Source organism: Microcoleus sp. AT8-A3 (assembly GCF_036705675.1).
GTDB lineage: Bacteria > Cyanobacteriota > Cyanobacteriia > Cyanobacteriales > Microcoleaceae > Microcoleus.
On sequence record NZ_JAUBVD010000003.1, the window covers coordinates 194,078 to 209,923 of the forward strand.

Annotated in this window: 13 protein-coding genes, 1 tRNA gene and 1 pseudogene; 9 read left to right on the top strand and 6 right to left on the bottom strand. The window is 46.5% G+C overall.

Features of this window, described 5'->3' with window-relative positions; all coding sequences use genetic code 11:
• The first annotated feature begins 210 nt into the window (after positions 1–210).
• The 5 genes from QUB51_RS03420 to QUB51_RS03440 all read left to right on the top strand — a co-directional run bounded on the left by QUB51_RS03420 (position 211) and on the right by QUB51_RS03440 (position 4,476).
• Positions 211–1,641 (top strand): ATPase, encoded by a 1,431-nt coding sequence (locus tag QUB51_RS03420; protein ID WP_333259133.1) that lies wholly within the window; start codon positions 211–213, stop codon positions 1,639–1,641.
• Between the two features lie 171 nt (positions 1,642–1,812).
• The gene (locus QUB51_RS03425) at positions 1,813–2,223 is read left to right on the top strand and encodes a HEPN domain-containing protein (RefSeq protein ID WP_333259130.1); all 411 of its coding nucleotides are present in this window, start codon (positions 1,813–1,815) and stop codon (positions 2,221–2,223) included.
• Entirely contained in the window at positions 2,202–2,591 is a 390-nt protein-coding gene (locus QUB51_RS03430) for a hypothetical protein (protein WP_333212820.1), read from the top strand. The genes QUB51_RS03425 and QUB51_RS03430 overlap by 22 nt, the downstream gene beginning before the upstream one ends.
• 76 nt (positions 2,592–2,667) lie before the next feature.
• The gene (xth, locus tag QUB51_RS03435; protein ID WP_333259127.1) at positions 2,668–3,453 is read left to right on the top strand and encodes an exodeoxyribonuclease III; all 786 of its coding nucleotides are present in this window, start codon (positions 2,668–2,670) and stop codon (positions 3,451–3,453) included.
• 147 nt (positions 3,454–3,600) lie between these two features.
• Positions 3,601–4,476 (top strand): SDR family oxidoreductase, encoded by an 876-nt coding sequence (locus QUB51_RS03440; protein ID WP_333053779.1) that lies wholly within the window; start codon positions 3,601–3,603, stop codon positions 4,474–4,476.
• Between the two features lie 75 nt (positions 4,477–4,551).
• Here the strand turns inward: QUB51_RS03440 and QUB51_RS03445 are convergent, their stop codons facing one another.
• Entirely contained in the window at positions 4,552–5,673 is a 1,122-nt protein-coding gene (locus tag QUB51_RS03445; protein WP_333053780.1) for an EAL domain-containing protein, read from the bottom strand.
• 352 nt (positions 5,674–6,025) lie between these two features.
• On the opposite strand from QUB51_RS03445, the gene QUB51_RS03450 reads away from it, so the two are divergent.
• A complete protein-coding gene (locus QUB51_RS03450) occupies positions 6,026–6,277 on the top strand; it encodes a flagellar alpha dynein (RefSeq protein WP_333259124.1) in 252 nt (83 codons plus the stop codon).
• Between the two features lie 78 nt (positions 6,278–6,355).
• On the opposite strand, the gene QUB51_RS03455 is transcribed toward QUB51_RS03450, so the two are convergent.
• Positions 6,356–6,429: transfer RNA gene (locus QUB51_RS03455), tRNA-Pro, on the bottom strand.
• Between the two features lie 91 nt (positions 6,430–6,520).
• Between QUB51_RS03455 and lipA the strand changes: the two are divergent.
• The 3 genes and pseudogenes from lipA to QUB51_RS03470 all read left to right on the top strand — a co-directional run.
• Positions 6,521–7,396 (top strand): annotated as a pseudogene (lipA, locus tag QUB51_RS03460) (lipoyl synthase); the annotation flags it as partial.
• 871 nt (positions 7,397–8,267) lie between these two features.
• Positions 8,268–9,533 carry an RNA polymerase sigma factor SigC gene (gene sigC / locus QUB51_RS03465; protein WP_333231458.1) on the top strand — a complete coding sequence of 422 codons (1,266 nt, stop codon included), beginning with the start codon at positions 8,268–8,270 and terminating at the stop codon, positions 9,531–9,533.
• 464 nt (positions 9,534–9,997) lie between these two features.
• Positions 9,998–10,525 carry a transcriptional repressor gene (locus QUB51_RS03470; RefSeq protein WP_006632310.1) on the top strand — a complete coding sequence of 176 codons (528 nt, stop codon included), beginning with the start codon at positions 9,998–10,000 and terminating at the stop codon, positions 10,523–10,525.
• Between the two features lie 174 nt (positions 10,526–10,699).
• Here the strand turns inward: QUB51_RS03470 and QUB51_RS03475 are convergent, their stop codons facing one another.
• From QUB51_RS03475 to QUB51_RS03490, 4 genes are all read right to left on the bottom strand, one after another.
• Positions 10,700–12,277 carry a peptidoglycan-binding protein gene (locus tag QUB51_RS03475; RefSeq protein ID WP_333259121.1) on the bottom strand — a complete coding sequence of 526 codons (1,578 nt, stop codon included), beginning with the start codon at positions 12,275–12,277 and terminating at the stop codon, positions 10,700–10,702.
• A gap of 657 nt (positions 12,278–12,934) precedes the next feature.
• Complete coding sequence (locus QUB51_RS03480) at positions 12,935–13,111, bottom strand: hypothetical protein (protein WP_293253839.1); 177 nt, start codon at positions 13,109–13,111, stop codon at positions 12,935–12,937.
• A gap of 447 nt (positions 13,112–13,558) precedes the next feature.
• Positions 13,559–14,020 (bottom strand): SH3 domain-containing protein, encoded by a 462-nt coding sequence (locus tag QUB51_RS03485; protein ID WP_333057961.1) that lies wholly within the window; start codon positions 14,018–14,020, stop codon positions 13,559–13,561.
• 204 nt (positions 14,021–14,224) lie between these two features.
• On the bottom strand, positions 14,225–15,733 hold the full coding sequence (locus QUB51_RS03490; protein WP_333259118.1) for an AAA family ATPase: 1,509 nt from the start codon (positions 15,731–15,733) through the stop codon (positions 14,225–14,227).
• Between the last annotated feature and the right edge of the window lie 113 nt (positions 15,734–15,846).

Sequence of the window (15,846 nt, forward strand, 5' to 3'; positions counted from 1 at the left end):
TAAATACAACTAGCGCTGAGCATAACCTTTTGTTGTCTTAAGTATAAATTCTTTCCTAAATGCCAAAGCTTGTCAAGGCATATAAAGTCATATTTAGTAGTTTTTTCCATCCCAACTAGGTCACAAAAAGTCACATTTAGTTGGTTGCTACTGAAAAAGTCATATTTAGTTGGGTTACAATCAGGTCAACCCCTTGCATCTACGTGACCGATGGACGTTGAAGAAGCTTTAGAATTTGTAGACCATCTAGCTTTGACTACTACGGGAAAACACTTAGATAGTCTGCAAAAAGCTATACTGCGCGGCGCTTGGGACAATCAGAAATATAAAGAAATTGCACAGCATCACAACCGTTCAGAGAAATATGTTAAAGAGGTAGGCTTTAAATTATGGAAACTTTTATCAGTTGCATTAGGCGAGGAACAAGTATCTAAAGCAAATTTTAGAGCTAAGTTGGAAAATTTACAAGTTGGTAATATCTCCCTTTTTGGCAATGGCTGTATCCATATTGGTAACATCTCTGCTGATAGTTCCCACTCCTCAAAAAAATTACAATCTGAACCGAAAGAAAAGAATAAGTTTTACGAAAAAACAAGCAATTCCGAACCTAAAGTACATTTAGATTTAGCTGACGCACCAGAACCCAACCTATTCTATAACCGCACATCTGAACTCACCACCCTCCAAAACTGGATTTTAGGCCGCACCCGCCTCATCACCATCTTAGGCTTATCCGGTATTGGCAAAACCGCCCTTACTCTCCAACTAATCCCACAAATTCAACACGAATTCGATTACATCATCTGGCGAAGTCTCCGCAACTCTCCACCGCTGGCATCACTCCAAACCGACTTAATTAAATTCTGTAGGGGCGGTGCCCCCGTGCCCGCCCCCCCCGTGCCCGCCCCCTATCCAGAAGAAAGGGCAACCACGGGGGGATTGCCCCTACTAGAATATCTGCGATCGCACCGCTGTCTCATCATCCTCGATGATATCCAAACCATCTTCAGCAGCGGACAACTCGCAGGAAATTACCAACCTGGATATGAAAATTACGGCGCATTCTTCAAACAAATAACAGAATCATCCCACAACAGTTGCTTAATCCTCCTGAGTTGGGAAAAACCCAGAGAAATTGCCGCCTTAGAAGGCGAAAATCGCCCCTGCAAATCCCTGCCACTCAACGGTTTAGGCCCGGAATCACAAGAAATATTCAGAGAAAAAGGTTTAGCAGAACCGGAGAAATGGTCAGAACTAATCGACCTTTACCGAGGCAATCCCTTATGGTTAAATATAGTTGCAACTTTGATTCAAGACTTATTCGGCGGTAGCGTTTCCGAATTCCTCTCCTATGATACCCTATTCTTAGGAGACTTAGAATCACTCCTGCACCAGCATTTCGATCGCCTAACCGCATCTGAACAACAGGCGATCGCATGGCTAGCCAATACCCCCGAACCAGGAGACATCTCAAAAATACCAGAAAACCTGCAATTATCACCGCCCGAACTCTTGAAAGTCATGCAATCTTTAGGACGACGGTCATTAGTTGAAACGGTAAAACAAAATGGGCGATCGCACTTTACGATCGGGCCAGTAATCAGAGAGTATATAATCAACAAAACCCGACACAAAAACTGATAAACTTATCAATTTTAGTCGTGGAGGCAGAAACCGGGTTTTTTACGAAAATACTGCATACCTGCCTAGAATTTGGTAAAAAACCCGGTTTCTTTGATATTGATGCGTCCAGGACTGAATCAGCTAAACTAGAGCTAAGATAGTAAACTTTTATGGAGCTATGCTAAACTTGTGAATAGGCAGGATTTACAGAACCTAGCACTCACTCGACTTGAAGAAGTAGAAGTGCTGCTCGACAATCATAAATACTCAGGTGCTTACTACCTCAGCGGTTATGTGATTGAATGCGCTTTAAAGGCTTGCATTGCCAAGCAAACTCAGGAATTTGATTTTCCTGACAAGAAAAATGTTATGGACAGTTACACCCACGATTTAGAAAAGTTGGTTAAAGTTGCTAAACTTGATAAAGAGTTAAAGTCTCTCCTCGACGATCCTAATTTTTCATTGCGATGGTCTATGATCAAAGACTGGTCAGAAGAAAGCCGTTACCAAACACATAGCCAACAAAAAGCCCTGGATATATACTTAGCAATTACTGACCCCACTCACGGAGTTTTACAATGGCTACAGCAACATTATTAAGTCACGAAATAGCAGAAGGTCAAAGACTAATAGACGCTCTAAATGCAGCACATCTATCAGTTGACTCTGCTCTCTGGAACTACGCACCAGAACCAGAAACATGGCGGCTAATGCTCACCTCACCTCTGTACGATAGCGAAGGGCCTCTTAAAACTTATGGGGAAATTCTGTCAGTCTTTCGCGAAGTTAAACCTGAATTGAAAATCGATTGGACAGCCCTCGTAGCAGTAAGCCCAAAACATGACTTAATTGAGGGCTTACGTCAGATACAACAAGATTGGAATTTAGACTTATCAGGCAGAAGAATGACGAATGATCGGATTAATCAGACGTGGGTCGAAGATGCTTACATTTATCAAATCAAGTGAGTTGACCCGGCAAAAAATAGCTTAAAATAGGTGCGATCGCTCTCCCTCTCACCTAACCTTTAGGATTACTATATTAATGAAAATCGCCACCTGGAACGTCAACTCAATCCGCACCCGCATAGAACACGTTACTAGCTGGTTGCAAACAAACTCCCCAGACGTTCTCTGCCTCCAAGAAACCAAAGTTCCAGACAAAGACTTTCCCCTAGAACCCTTCACCAACCTCGGCTACAACTGCTACATTTCCGGTCAAAAATCCTACAACGGCGTTGCCATTTTTAGCCGATCGCCCCTAACGCAAATCAGCACCGGATTTGCCCCCCTTCTCGGCGACGAAGCCACAGGTATGTTTGACGAACAAAAACGCCTCATAGCGGGGATTATAGACGATATTTGCATTATTTGCGTATACGTTCCCAACGGTTCCGAAGTCGGCAGCGAGAAATATGAGTACAAGCTAAAGTGGCTCAAACTGCTGCAAGAATACCTCAAAATAGCACTAGATAAATCCCCCAACTTGTGCATTTGCGGCGACTTCAACATCGTCCCGGACGATCGAGATATCCACAATCCCAAAGCCAATGCTAACTCCGTCGGCTTGTCTGTTGCCGAGCGCCTCGCACTAACAGAAATCATAGAATTAGGATTAAACGACCCCTTTCGCAAATTCACATCAGAAGGCGGCCATTATAGCTGGTGGGACTACCGCGCCGCCGCATTTCCCCGCAACAACGGCTGGAGAATCGACCACCATTATCTCAGCCCTCCCCTGTACGAACAAGCAAAAAACTGTACAATAGACATTGCTCCCAGAAAATTAATCAAACCCAGCGACCACGCCCCCGTAATTGTCGAAATTTGATTTATGAGTTATAAATAAAACTAAGGCAAAAGAAACCGGGTTTCTACCATAAATCTTAGGTTTAGCAACGATAAATTTAAGAAACCCGGTTTCTCGATCCTATGCGTAAGTCCCGATCCAGTTAATAACAACCAACAACCAAAAATCATGTTCTTAGTAACCGGAGCAACAGGCGCACTAGGCCGCCGAATTGTACGAGAAATCAGACAGCAAGAAAAGCCTGTCCGCGCATTCGTTCGCCTCGCATCTCGCTACTCTGAACTAGAAAACCGAGGCGCTGAGATTTTTATTGGCGACTTGAAACAAGACAAAGATATTAAAAAAGCCTGCCAAGGAGTGCAGTACATCATCAGCAGCCACGGCACCGGGGGCGACGTTCAAGCAGTACACTACCGCGCTAACATAGAATTGATCGACTGTGCCAAAGAAGCCGGAGTGCAGCACTTTGTCTTTCTTTCGGTACTGGGAGTCGATCGAGGATACGAAGATTCCGCAGTATTCAAAGCCAAGCGAGAAGTAGAAAAATACCTGCAAAACAGTGGATTGAATTATACAATCTTGCGGCCTGCCGGTTTTGCTTCCAGCTTGTTACCCCTAGCAGAAAGATTTCGAGAAACCGGACTTTACCTGCTGATTGGCGACGGCAAAAACCGCACCTCTGTTGTCAGTACCGACGACTTAGCTCATATTGCCGCAAACTCGCCAACAGTCGAAGGCGCACGCAACCAAATTCTGCGAGTCGGTGGCCCGGATGTGCTGACAAGGGATGACATTCCCCGCATTTTCGGACGATTATTCAAGCGCGAACCGATGGTAATCAACCCGCCACTGGTTGTGTTTGACGGTTTGAGAAATGCCTTGGGTTTATTGAATCCTCAAGCTCAAAAAGACTTAGGAACTTTGCGGGTATTGCTGGGTAATGAGTATTTCTGTACTCCCGAAGAAGTGCAAAACTTGGAATCAATCTACAGCATGAAAATGGAATCCTTAGAAAGCTTTTTGCGGCGCAATTTGAGCGTTTAAAGTGCTAGTAATTCTCGTTACCAGGCTCTGCCTGGTAATGAGCAAATGTAACGCAAAATCGCACCTGAAAACCATTTAAGCAGAAATAGGTAGTGGTTGAGCACCAATATAGCTTGTAAGTGCGATCGGCGGAGAAGTCGGCTTAGCAATCAAATAACCTTGAACAAAAGTTGCTCCCCGTTCCCGCACCCACTCAAACTCCTCCAAAGTTTCCACACCTTCAGCAACAGTTTTAATCTCTAATTTAGACGCAATTTCTAACATCTTTTCAGTAATTAGGGCCTTATAATAATCTTGATCGACGTTGCGAATTAATTGCATATCCAACTTAATAAAATCTGGACGCAATTGGTGCATCAAATTTAAATTAGAAGAACCGCTGCCAAAATCGTCTAGGGCAATTAAAAATCCCGCCTCTCGGTAAAACCTCAGAATATTAATCAAGTGATCGATATCGGGGGGGTGCTGAGATTCCGCTACTTCAAAAACAATATTGCTGTGAGGAATTCCCGCTTCATCAATAGCCTGTACAGTCATTCGCAGGCACGTAGCGGGATCGTAAACTGAAGTCGGAGAAAAATTAATAAAAAGTAATTCTTTGAGCTCGTACACATGGGCTTCCCGGATAGCGCGAGTCCGGGCTAAAGCATCTAGTTGAAAAATTATGCCTGCTGATTCTGCTTGGGCAAAAATCCGACCCGGATAAATTAAGTTTCCTTGCTCGTCAATTCCTCGGAGTAGGGCTTCATGAGCAAAAATTTTAGAAGTATCTGAAGTATAAACAATGGGCTGAAAATGCGTAGTAATTCGTTCTTCGGACAATAAATCTAACAGCCAATCAGACTTGCTGAAATTAATAAAAGAGTCTAAGGAAGTGCTGCGATAAAAATCGCTAAATTTAGGCTGTTCAACTTCCCGCATCCACAAAACTTTAGTCTCTTTCAACTCTTGACTTGTCAGCACCGATGATGCTAGTGCGCTAAAATTTTCTCTCGCTATTCCCTCAAGCATAACGTACAAACACTTGCTCTCTTCTAAAAGCTTGAATTCAAGTTTAGCCTTGGTTAGTGCAGAAATAACCTTTTTGAGCGTGTGCGATACTGGAAACCACAGGTATAGACCTCCGCTGCCCTCTATTTTTGCGGGTACTGTTTCGCAGCGAGAGCAGGAGCCGAAGGCTTTGCCACTTATTTGCATTGGAATATCCTCCGGTTTTCGGGTTAATTTTAGACCCGCTAAGAACTATCTTTTATTATAAGCTCATTCAGCTATTAATTCATCTATCTCAAGATGTAAATCTTAATTAACTTGTATTTAAGAATTATTGCAGTATTTATACTTGCCTCCGGTTTCAAACCTTGCTCAAAGTTCTCAGCATTGAGTAAGTACCTGCGATCGAACACAGTCCCAAATCATCACAGAGGGAGAAGGCAAAGACTTGTTCTCTACTCTCTACTGCTGCTCTGATTGTTTACGTTTTATTCTATAATTCCGTCTGCCAAAACAGTCGCTAGAGTTGATTTTTTGGCAAAGGAAAATTAACCCGCCCGTGAAGCGCAGCTATCCCGTAGGGAATCGCCCGATCGACTTGGGATTGAAGGTTCAGATGCTGGAGCAAGAACTCAAGGAACTGCGGCGCTCACGGGAAGCAAATAAAAACTCAGCTCCCACCGTCGCAGAATTGCCAGAGCCGGCCGACTTGCTCAATCAGTTGAAAGCGCGGCGTAAAAAGTCGAGAGCGGACTTGGCTGATCTGCAAACAGTTTTAGAGATACTCAGCTACTTAGAAGAGTCGGACTGAGCGAAGGATGAGCGGAAAGTGGAATATCCTAGAGGGTAATAAATTTGGAACCCGTTACCCGTGAAGAGTTAAAAGCAATCGGGATGACAGGATTTGAACCTGCGACCCCCTCGTCCCGAACGAGGTGCGCTACCAAGCTGCGCTACATCCCGAAATTAGTCACTAGATTTTAAGCTTATCACATTCAAGTAAAAATTTAGCAACCTCGTATATAATTATTTGTAAAACACTACTCAGGCGGAGACAGACGTGACAGTTAAGCCCCAGTGGTTGCGAGTTAAAGCCCCCCAGTGGGAGCGCGTCGGCAACGTCAAAGAAATTTTGCGGGATTTATCCCTGAATACGGTTTGCGAGGAGGCGTCGTGTCCGAACATCGGCGAATGCTTCAACGCAGGTACTGCGACATTTTTGATTATGGGCCCGGCTTGTACCCGCGCTTGTCCTTACTGCGACATCGATTTTGAGAAAAAGCCCCAACCTTTAGATCCCACAGAACCCCAAAGATTGGCCCAAGCGGTGCAGCGGCTTAAACTCAACCACGTCGTGATTACCTCTGTCAACCGGGACGATTTGCCGGATGGGGGCGCGTCTCAGTTTGTCGAGTGCATTCAAGCAGTGCGATCGGCGATGCCCGATACAACTATAGAAGTTTTGATTCCCGACTTGTGCGGCAACTGGCAAGCTTTAGAAATTATTCTCGCAGCCGGGCCAGAGGTACTCAACCACAATACCGAAACCGTAAAGCGACTTTACCGGAAGGTGCGGCCGCAAGGAAAGTACGATCGCACCTTGGAACTATTGCAGCGAAGCCGCGAACTCGCACCTGGGGTTTACACCAAATCCGGCATCATGGTGGGACTCGGAGAAACAGACGCCGAAATTCGGGAGGCGATGCAGGACTTACGGGCTGTCGGCTGCGATATTTTAACAGTTGGACAGTACCTGCAACCGACTCAAAAGCACTTGAACGTCGAAAACTTTGTGCCTCCAGAACAGTTTGATGCTTGGAGAAAGTTTGGCGAATCTTTGGGATTCTTGCAAGTTGTCGCTTCTCCCTTAACTCGCAGTTCCTATCACGCCGAACAGGTGAGGGAACTGATGAAACTTTACCCACGCTAGCAATTTTAATTTGAGTTGACTCGCGCCCGTTAGCGAAGCCCTCGAAGAGGATCGCACCATTCTCAGTAAGATAGGATTGAGCCACTCGCCCACAAAGAAACCGGGTTTTTTAACCGAGATTTAGGGCTTTAATCAAGTATTTTGGTGAAAAAACCCGGTTTCGACGCACCCCTACGTCCAGGGCTTTAAGACCCGATCGAGTCAACAGCAACGAAAAACCTGCGCTTTCTGTGACGGCATGGTGCAAAAAACCCCGTTTCTGATGCTGGGGTTCTCGGCCTGATGTTAAGCCCGAAGCAGCAGCCCATAGCAAAACAATTATCGGTCGATCGCCCCCTCAAACTCATGACTTACGCAAAAGACATCGAGAAACCCGGTTTTTGCGTCAGCCAATAACTCGGTACAGGGGACTCTAGCAACTCTGAGACCCATATTCTATAATGGATTAAACTTCCGCGCTCACGGCAGCGTATTTAATCAAGAGCGCCGAGTTATATAAAGTTTTATTAAAAAAATGGCTAATTTTCCGAAGTGATCGGGAACCAGGTAATCGGTGATGAAGATTAACTTAACTTCTGACTAACGTCACTTGTTTATAGCGAGTCACTATCTATACTAGCTACATAAACAAAGAAGTACAACACACTTTTCGGGCCTTCAACCTGTTACATCAGAAAGTTCTTAGCGTTTTCCAGAATCTTGGTAAAACAAGTGGGGCAGCAAAAGTTCGATCTCTCCAACAGCAAAAAAGTCAGGAAAGTTACTAAAGAAACACAAAGCGGTGATGCTTCGTCTTAACCAAGTGGGCATCTTAATTATAAATAACCGCCAAGCGTAGCATCTTTTCACCGGAGCCACTGAGAAAATCACTATGCCAGCCACCTCTTTTTACGCTGAAGCTGAATTCGACGAACAACTGCGAGTCAATCCCTTGCCAGGTGATGTGTTGGATGAAGATGTTGAAGAAGCTGGAGACGAACTGCTCGACCAAGACCCAGCAGAGACAGAAGATGCAGACCCAGCAGCCAAATTGCAAAAAAATGCCAACCGTCGCACTACAGATTTAGTGCGCCTGTACCTCCAAGAAATAGGTCGGGTTCGTCTCTTGGGTAGAGACGAAGAAGTCTCGGAAGCTCAAAAAGTTCAGCGCTATATCAAATTGCTGGAATTACGCAACACCGTCGCCTCCCAGGAAGAAGGGCTAATTGCGCGTTTCGTGCATTTAATTGAAGTGCGCGATCGCTTGTCCGCACAGTTGGGACACAAACCTTCCTTGGAACGCTGGGCATTAACTGCCGGCGTCGGTGACGTGCCAGAACTCAAGCGAATTATGGCCGAAGGCAAGCGCCAGTGGGCCGAGTTAGCCGAGATGACGGTTGAGACGATCGAAAGAGTTCAAGCTGAAGGCGTCGAAGCTAAAGACCACATGATTAAGGCGAACCTGCGCCTGGTGGTTTCGGTGGCGAAAAAATATCAAAATCGCGGTTTAGAATTGCTCGACTTAATACAAGAAGGTACTCTCGGACTGGAGCGAGCTGTAGAAAAGTTTGACCCGACGCGGGGCTATCGGTTTAGCACCTATGCCTACTGGTGGATTCGGCAGGGAATTACGCGGGCGATCGCCACTCAAAGCCGCACCATTCGCCTCCCCGTCCACATCACCGAAAAACTGAACAAAATCAAAAAAGCCCAGCGCAAAATTTCTCAAGAAAAAGGTCGGACAGCTACGATCGAAGACATCGCTGTTGAGTTGGACATGACGGCGCCCCAAGTCCGAGAAGTTTTGCTGCGAGTCCCCCGTTCTGTTTCTTTGGAAACTAAAGTGGGCAACGAAAAAGATACAGAGTTGGGCGACTTGCTCGAAACCGACAGCATCTCCCCAGAAGAAATGCTGATGCGAGAAGCTCTGCACCGCGACTTGCAGCAATTGCTGGCAGATTTGACCAGCCGCGAGCGAGATGTAATTCTGATGCGCTTTGGTTTGGGTGACGGACACCCCTATTCGCTGGCAGAAATCGGTCGCGCCCTCGACTTGTCCCGCGAACGAGTGCGTCAAATTGAAGCCAAAGCTTTGCAAAAACTCCGCCAACCTAAGCGTCGCAACCGCGTCCGCGACTATCTGGAGTCTTTGACTTAAATTTGGGCGGTCAGTCAGCGCGATTAATCAGGGATCAAGGCATTTGGCACTTGTGCAGAAGGCATGAGGCATTCGGCAGAAGTAACAATATTTACTTCTCAACAGCTTCTCTGTCCTCTGCAGCAAGTCAATCGATTTTAGATTTTAGATTTTAGATTTTAGATTAAAGAATTGACCCCACGGATGAATCCGGGGGCTTGTATCCTGGATGCTTTCATATCGTTTCCGGTTCTATCGGAATGATTTAACCGCAGAGGGCGCAGAGAACGCAGAGGGAGAGAATACAGAGAGGAATAATTCCGATGCTACCGGATTTGATATCATTCATAAAGCTGGTTAAAAGTCAATAAATATCATAAACCAAATTTTTTCCTCAATCTTTTTTCAATAAGCTGCGATATTTGCAAAATATCTCGATCGTTGTGTATTATTGTCAATAGGCAGACTTTCTTGAGAGGGTCACTATGGCACTTTATACCGCGTCCTCATTCAAATCCGAACTCAATGACAAAGGCTGGCGGATGACTCCCCAACGGGAAACCATCTTGCACGTGTTTCAGAACCTCCCCAAAGGCAATCACCTGAGTGCGGAGGATTTGTACACTTTGTTAAAAAATCGCGGCGAAAACATTAGCTTGTCCACCATTTACCGAACTTTAAAGTTAATGGCAAGGATGAGCCTCCTCCGCGAACTCGAACTAGCAGAAGGTCACAAACACTATGAAATAAACCAGCCTTACCCGCATCACCACCACCACCTAGTCTGCGTTCAGTGCAACAGAACGATCGAATTTAACAACGATTCGATTTTGAAAATTGGCATGAAGCAAGCTGAAAAGTCCGGGTTGCACCTGCTAGACTGCCAGCTAACCATTCATACGGTGTGCCACGAAGCTTTGCGGATGGGATGGCCGTCTTTGGTTTCCAGCAATTGGTCTTGTCCGAGGTCGATCGCCCAAAACGGCAGCAGCGCCCCGGATTCAATCGAGTGACGGTACACTATTTTCGCATTTTAAGTACGGCTTGTTACAATTTTTAACAAAAATCGGTAGCCCAAGTGCGATCGCAGTTACGCGGAAACCGGGTTTCTTAGGAAAAATACATCATTTCAGGAATGAGTCGGAAAGCAGAAACCCGATTTCCTTGATGTAGCCGCAAGGCTGGGGCTAAAAAGTTTGGCTCAACAAATCGTCGCTGCTGACCCCGTAACTGCGCTGAGCTCGATCGAGGGCGTCTCTCGTGGGAGTATCAAAAACTCCGCTGATCGAGCCTGTGTAAAAGCCGAGGTCTTGCAGCCGCCTTTGTAATTGCTGAATGCTCGATCGACGAGAGTTGAAACTGCTGCTAATTGGAACAGCAGGAACAGCTACCCGCCCAGCTAATCCATTTTGGATCGCAGCCCAAGTCGCCGGAGTGGCAATACCCGTCGCCGGTGACAAATTGCGTTCCTGCTGAAACGACAGCACGGCAAACTCGGTTTCGGCTCCAAATACTCCGTTCACCGGGCCGGGGTTTTTGCCCAGACTTCTGAGCGCAGACTGAAGTTGTCGGACAGCAGGCCCAGTATCGCCCCGTCGCAAACCAGCGGCAATTTGCGGCACAGGCGCGGAGGCCTGCCTGTTGCCTTGCCACAAAGCCGATCGAGTGCTGCGATCGACTCTTCCAGTCCCGAACATCCCGCTATCTCTCTGAAAGCGGATCAAAGCTGCTTGAGTTGGTCGATCGAACCAACCGTGAATCTGGCTCCTGTAATAACCCAATTCTTGCAGCCGCCGCTGGACAAATTCTACTTCTCGGCCTCTGTCGCCCAACTCCAGAAAATCTCCGGCATTACTCTGTTGATAATCTTCCTCAGTCCATGAGGTAATTTGAGCTTGCCTCATCTGGGCATCTATAGCAGTCAAAGTAGCAGTGTCAGCGCAGCCGTCAGAAACGAGATTGTAATCTTGCTGAAAACGAGTCACAGCGTAGAGAGTGCGTTCCCGAAACTTGCCGTCAACGCCGCCTTCAAAATAGCCCAAAGCTTTTAATTGCCGCTGGATCAAGTCTACCGTCGCCCCTCTGTCCCCGAACCGCAGCCCCTTGCAACCGCCATTTCCCGAAATATCCCCCGGAAGAGTAACGGGGGGAATCGGCCGGGTGGAACCAAACAGCAAAGCTAAAGTTTGCCTATTGGCAATTCCAGTCACCCGCAGTCGATTAATTCGCTGGAAGTATCTAACCGCATTTTGAGTAACTTCGCGAAAACTCCCTGTGGGATGGGCGCTGAAGTAGCCTAGCTGCTTTAACCTGCGCTGGAGAGCTGAAACATCTGCACCCGCGTCTCCAAAACGCAGCTCCCGATAATTTGTATAAATAGTATTAAAAGGTCGATCGTCCCCGGCAAAACTGTTGAGTGCGATCACAGTAGCTCGATCGGGCCTACCAGTCAGCGACAGTTGATAGTCTCGCTGAAAGTTAGTCAGCGCCTGTTTTGTTACCGGGCCGAGTTGACCTGTCGATGATCTGGGAAAATAACCGAGTTCCCGCAACCTGTCTTGAACAGAGCGCAAATTTGGATATCCCGGATCTATTTGAGCAAAAGCCGAACCGGCTGCACTCAAAACCGACAGCATCAAAGCCACAGACAGCAAACGGACGTAAGTCTGACTCGATAGGTTTTGCCACTTGGGCTCATCAAAAATTTTCGACTCGGCGGGTGCTTCGCAAACAAGAGCAAGTTCGAGGTAAGCAAGAGATTCCATAATTTTTTAGTGTGAAATTGTGGGTGGGTTGTGTGAGCAAACTGCCAAAAATCATTTTTAGCACGCTTGGCTTGGATTTTATCAACGCTAAGTTCTACTGGGAAAGCGCGAAGCACCCGTTTTTCTAAAAAATTTACTGTCAAAAATAATTACAGGTAACAACCAAGATAGCATTGCTGCTTCTAGAGACGCGAGACTCAGCAAAAAAGTTTGCAGGCATAGTCTTAGCCTTTAAGGTCAAAAGACAATTAAGTTCTGGGGTAGTGCTGGCTAATATTTTATCTGGCTGCCGCAGAAATTCCCACAAGACTTGGGCGCAGGTTGTCCTCACCTTAATTTGTTGTCGGGTAAAGAGCCTGAAATCGCAGGTTTTTTGTTAAGAAACGCGGCTTCTTCATGTGGCGAGTGCGTCTGGGAAAGTACCGCTGATTAACGAAAAAACTAGCCACTAAAAATCCCCACTTTTGCTAGTTGCAAATAGGGCGGGGATTTTTTGATAAGCTCACATCTTGCATCATTCTTAAGAACAGGCAAGATGCCTGTTCCACAAAGAGTGAATTTTCTTGTGGAATAGGCTTCTTGCCTGTTCATAAAAAGCTTATTGAGAATGGTGTAACATCTCGTAAGTTGACTGTGTATTAAAAAATCGACGCTCGCTTAAATTAAGCCGAACCGATCGCAAATTACAGCTACTCCTGCTGCAAAAACAGTAATTGCGAGGGCTACCAGCGGGTTTTGGCCTCTGCTCACGGCAAAAGAGGTAACGACCCCAGCTCCCAAAGCCGCAGTAACAGCAGCAGTCGCCAAATCTCGATCGGGACGTTTGTCGTACATATTTTTTATTGTTGCTAGCTCAATAGCAGAAAACTTACATCTTGTAATCCAAGCTACCACTCTTACCTGTTCAGCGGTGACAACAGCCTGGGTTTTGCAACTAACCTTAAAATTTTGCTAATTTTCTTAACATACTCTCCTGAATTACATAAGTTAAAATTATGTTTTTTCAAGTTTTTATGTTGACTTTGAGCTCTTGAAACCTTTTGTCTGCTGGGCTTTTATGTCAAATTCAGGATTTGGCAGGGGCGATCGCACCCGCAGTCTCAGCGCATCAAACTGCAATCTCAAATATCGAAAATAAATTTAACTTGACTTTTTGCAATAAATGTGTATATAGCCCTTGGCAACAATACACAGGAAAAAACCCGGCGTTGGTGAACAATTTTCACACTGCGATTGGTTCGCTGCCCTCACAATGAGATGAGTATATTTGTTATCTAATTCCTATTCGCCCTCAATTCTTTCAGTATTGCCACCTTTGACCCAACCTTCGCGATTGCCATCCTCAATGCGAATTCGCTGCCACTCTTTGTCGGGCGACTCTTCCAAAACTACGACTCTTTCCTTGTAAGCAACACCGCCAATGCGGTTCGAGTCTCGGCTACCAGTATCGCGGAGAATTAAGCCGATCGGCTGAGTCACCATCGCGCGGTAAGCTCCCGGTTCCAGCGGTTTGGGAGACGGGGCATCGCTAGATGTAGAAACAGGGCTAGCCTGGGCTGTTGACTTCGGCGCAGCGCCCGCAACCTGAGCTGGTGTTTTGTCGTTGGAAAAAACAGGTTTTTCGGGGATAGTAGTTAGCTTAGCGGCAAAGTAAAGTGCAGCAGCCACGCTAGCACCTGCCATCAGGACGATCGCGAGCAGAAAACCCACTAAAAATTTGAAAACGCTATATACAGTGTTCATAAAACCGCAAATGAAGGAAGTTCGGCAACGGATGCTGTAACGGATGTAACGGATGTCAGGCAGAAGGCAGAAGGCAGAGGGCAGAAGGAAGAAGGAAGAAGGAAGAAGGAAGAAGGTTGAGTGTTGACTGCTGAATATTGAGTAAAATCTGGTAACTGCCCACTGACAAGTGATTACGAACTACTGACTACTGACTTCAAAAGGTTAGCCTTGAATCCGGCGGCTCAGACTGCCGTATCTAGAAGCAAGGCGAGCTTTCCCAGCAGCGGCCCAATCTTGGAGAAACTGGATTTGTTCTTGAGCCGTTCTGGCTAAGGGCACCATCTGACTAGCTGATTCTAAAATATCATCAGTGGTAAAGTCTCGATTTTGGCTAAACCCAATGTGCATTGCTTCAATCAAAGTTTGCTCGATTTCGGCCCCTGAAAAATCGGGAGTTTCGTAAGCCAAGCGCTCTACATCGTAATTTTTGATGCTGTGCGATCGCAACCGCAACAAATGTACCTCAAAAATCGCCCGCCGTTCCTCCTGGCTGGGCAAACCCACAAAAAATATTTCGTCAAACCTGCCTTTTCTCAGCATTTCTGGCGGCAAAGACTGGATGTTGTTGGCTGTTGCGACTACAAACACCGGCGAAGTTTTTTCTGCCAACCAAGTAATAAATGTCCCGAACACCCGGCTGGTTGTCCCGGAATCCCCTTTACCGTCTAATCCGGCAAAAGCTTTGTCAATCTCGTCAATCCACAACACGCAGGGGGCCAAAGCTTCCGCTAGCTGAATCATTTGCCTGGTGCGGGATTCCGATTCTCCGACTAATCCGGCAAACAAGCGCCCGACATCCAACCGCAGTAAAGGCAAATGCCAGTGGTGGGCGATCGCCTTTGCTGTTAAGGATTTTCCGGTTCCTTGAATTCCGACTAACAACAAACCTCTGGGATGGGGCAAACCGTATTGGCGAGCTCGATCGGTAAAAGCACCGCCACGTCGCAGCAGCCATTCTTTGAGATTGTCCAAACCGCCGATATCGGAAATATTTTCGCGGGCAGGGTAAAAATCCAGAATTTGAGTTTGGCGAATTGTTTGGCGCTTTTCTTCTAAAATCAGTTCCGCGTCGTCGGAATGGAGTTCGCCTCTGGTGGCGATCGCCTTGGCCAAAACTCTGCGGATTCGTTCGATCGACAGCCCTTGACAGCAGCGTACTATTTCGTCCAGCAAACGCCCCTCAATGGCTTGTCCGGTAGCCCCTAATAGCCTTTCTACCTCAATTTTGATTTCCGCCGCCGCAGGCAGGGGAAACTCCAAAACAGTCATCACTTCGCTGAGGTCTTCGGGGATCGAAACTATAGGAGATATGATGACAATATTTTTGGGTACTGATTTGAGGAGTCTCGCCAAATTCCGCAGCTTGCGGGAAATCGAGACATCTTCCAAAAACCGCTGAAAGTCGCGCAGAATAAAAATTGCCGGCGCGCTGGCGGGCAATTTTTCGAGAAATTCCAAAGCTTGGAGCGGGTTGCGCTTGCCAAAACCTGTATCGTTGGGATTGCCTTGGTAGCCATCAACAAAATCCCAGATGTAGACGGCGCGAGAACCTTGTTTTTTGGCACTTTGGGCGATCGCGGCTTCTACGCGCTCTTCTTCCCGTGTGGGAATGTAAATTAGGGGGTAGCGCGATCGCAGGAGTAGTTCAAACTCGTCGCTAAAAATAGTCATTAGTCAGTTGTCAGTGGTTAGTTGTTAGTTGTCAGTGGTTATTTGTTATTTGTTCTTTGTTATTTCTTATTAGCTAATGCCAACTGCCCACTGCCAACTGCCCAATGCCAACT

Coding starts and splice junctions, on each gene's coding strand:
- QUB51_RS03490 (WP_333259118.1), bottom strand. CDS start 15,733: ATGACTATTTTTAGCGACGAGTTTGAACTACTCCTGCGATCGCGCTAC.
- QUB51_RS03475 (WP_333259121.1), bottom strand. CDS start 12,277: ATGGAATCTCTTGCTTACCTCGAACTTGCTCTTGTTTGCGAAGCACCC.
- QUB51_RS03430 (WP_333212820.1), top strand. CDS start 2,202: ATGGCTACAGCAACATTATTAAGTCACGAAATAGCAGAAGGTCAAAGA.
- QUB51_RS03440 (WP_333053779.1), top strand. CDS start 3,601: ATGTTCTTAGTAACCGGAGCAACAGGCGCACTAGGCCGCCGAATTGTA.
- QUB51_RS03470 (WP_006632310.1), top strand. CDS start 9,998: ATGGCACTTTATACCGCGTCCTCATTCAAATCCGAACTCAATGACAAA.
- QUB51_RS03445 (WP_333053780.1), bottom strand. CDS start 5,673: ATGCAAATAAGTGGCAAAGCCTTCGGCTCCTGCTCTCGCTGCGAAACA.
- QUB51_RS03420 (WP_333259133.1), top strand. CDS start 211: ATGGACGTTGAAGAAGCTTTAGAATTTGTAGACCATCTAGCTTTGACT.
- QUB51_RS03480 (WP_293253839.1), bottom strand. CDS start 13,111: ATGTACGACAAACGTCCCGATCGAGATTTGGCGACTGCTGCTGTTACT.
- xth (WP_333259127.1), top strand. CDS start 2,668: ATGAAAATCGCCACCTGGAACGTCAACTCAATCCGCACCCGCATAGAA.
- sigC (WP_333231458.1), top strand. CDS start 8,268: ATGCCAGCCACCTCTTTTTACGCTGAAGCTGAATTCGACGAACAACTG.
- QUB51_RS03485 (WP_333057961.1), bottom strand. CDS start 14,020: ATGAACACTGTATATAGCGTTTTCAAATTTTTAGTGGGTTTTCTGCTC.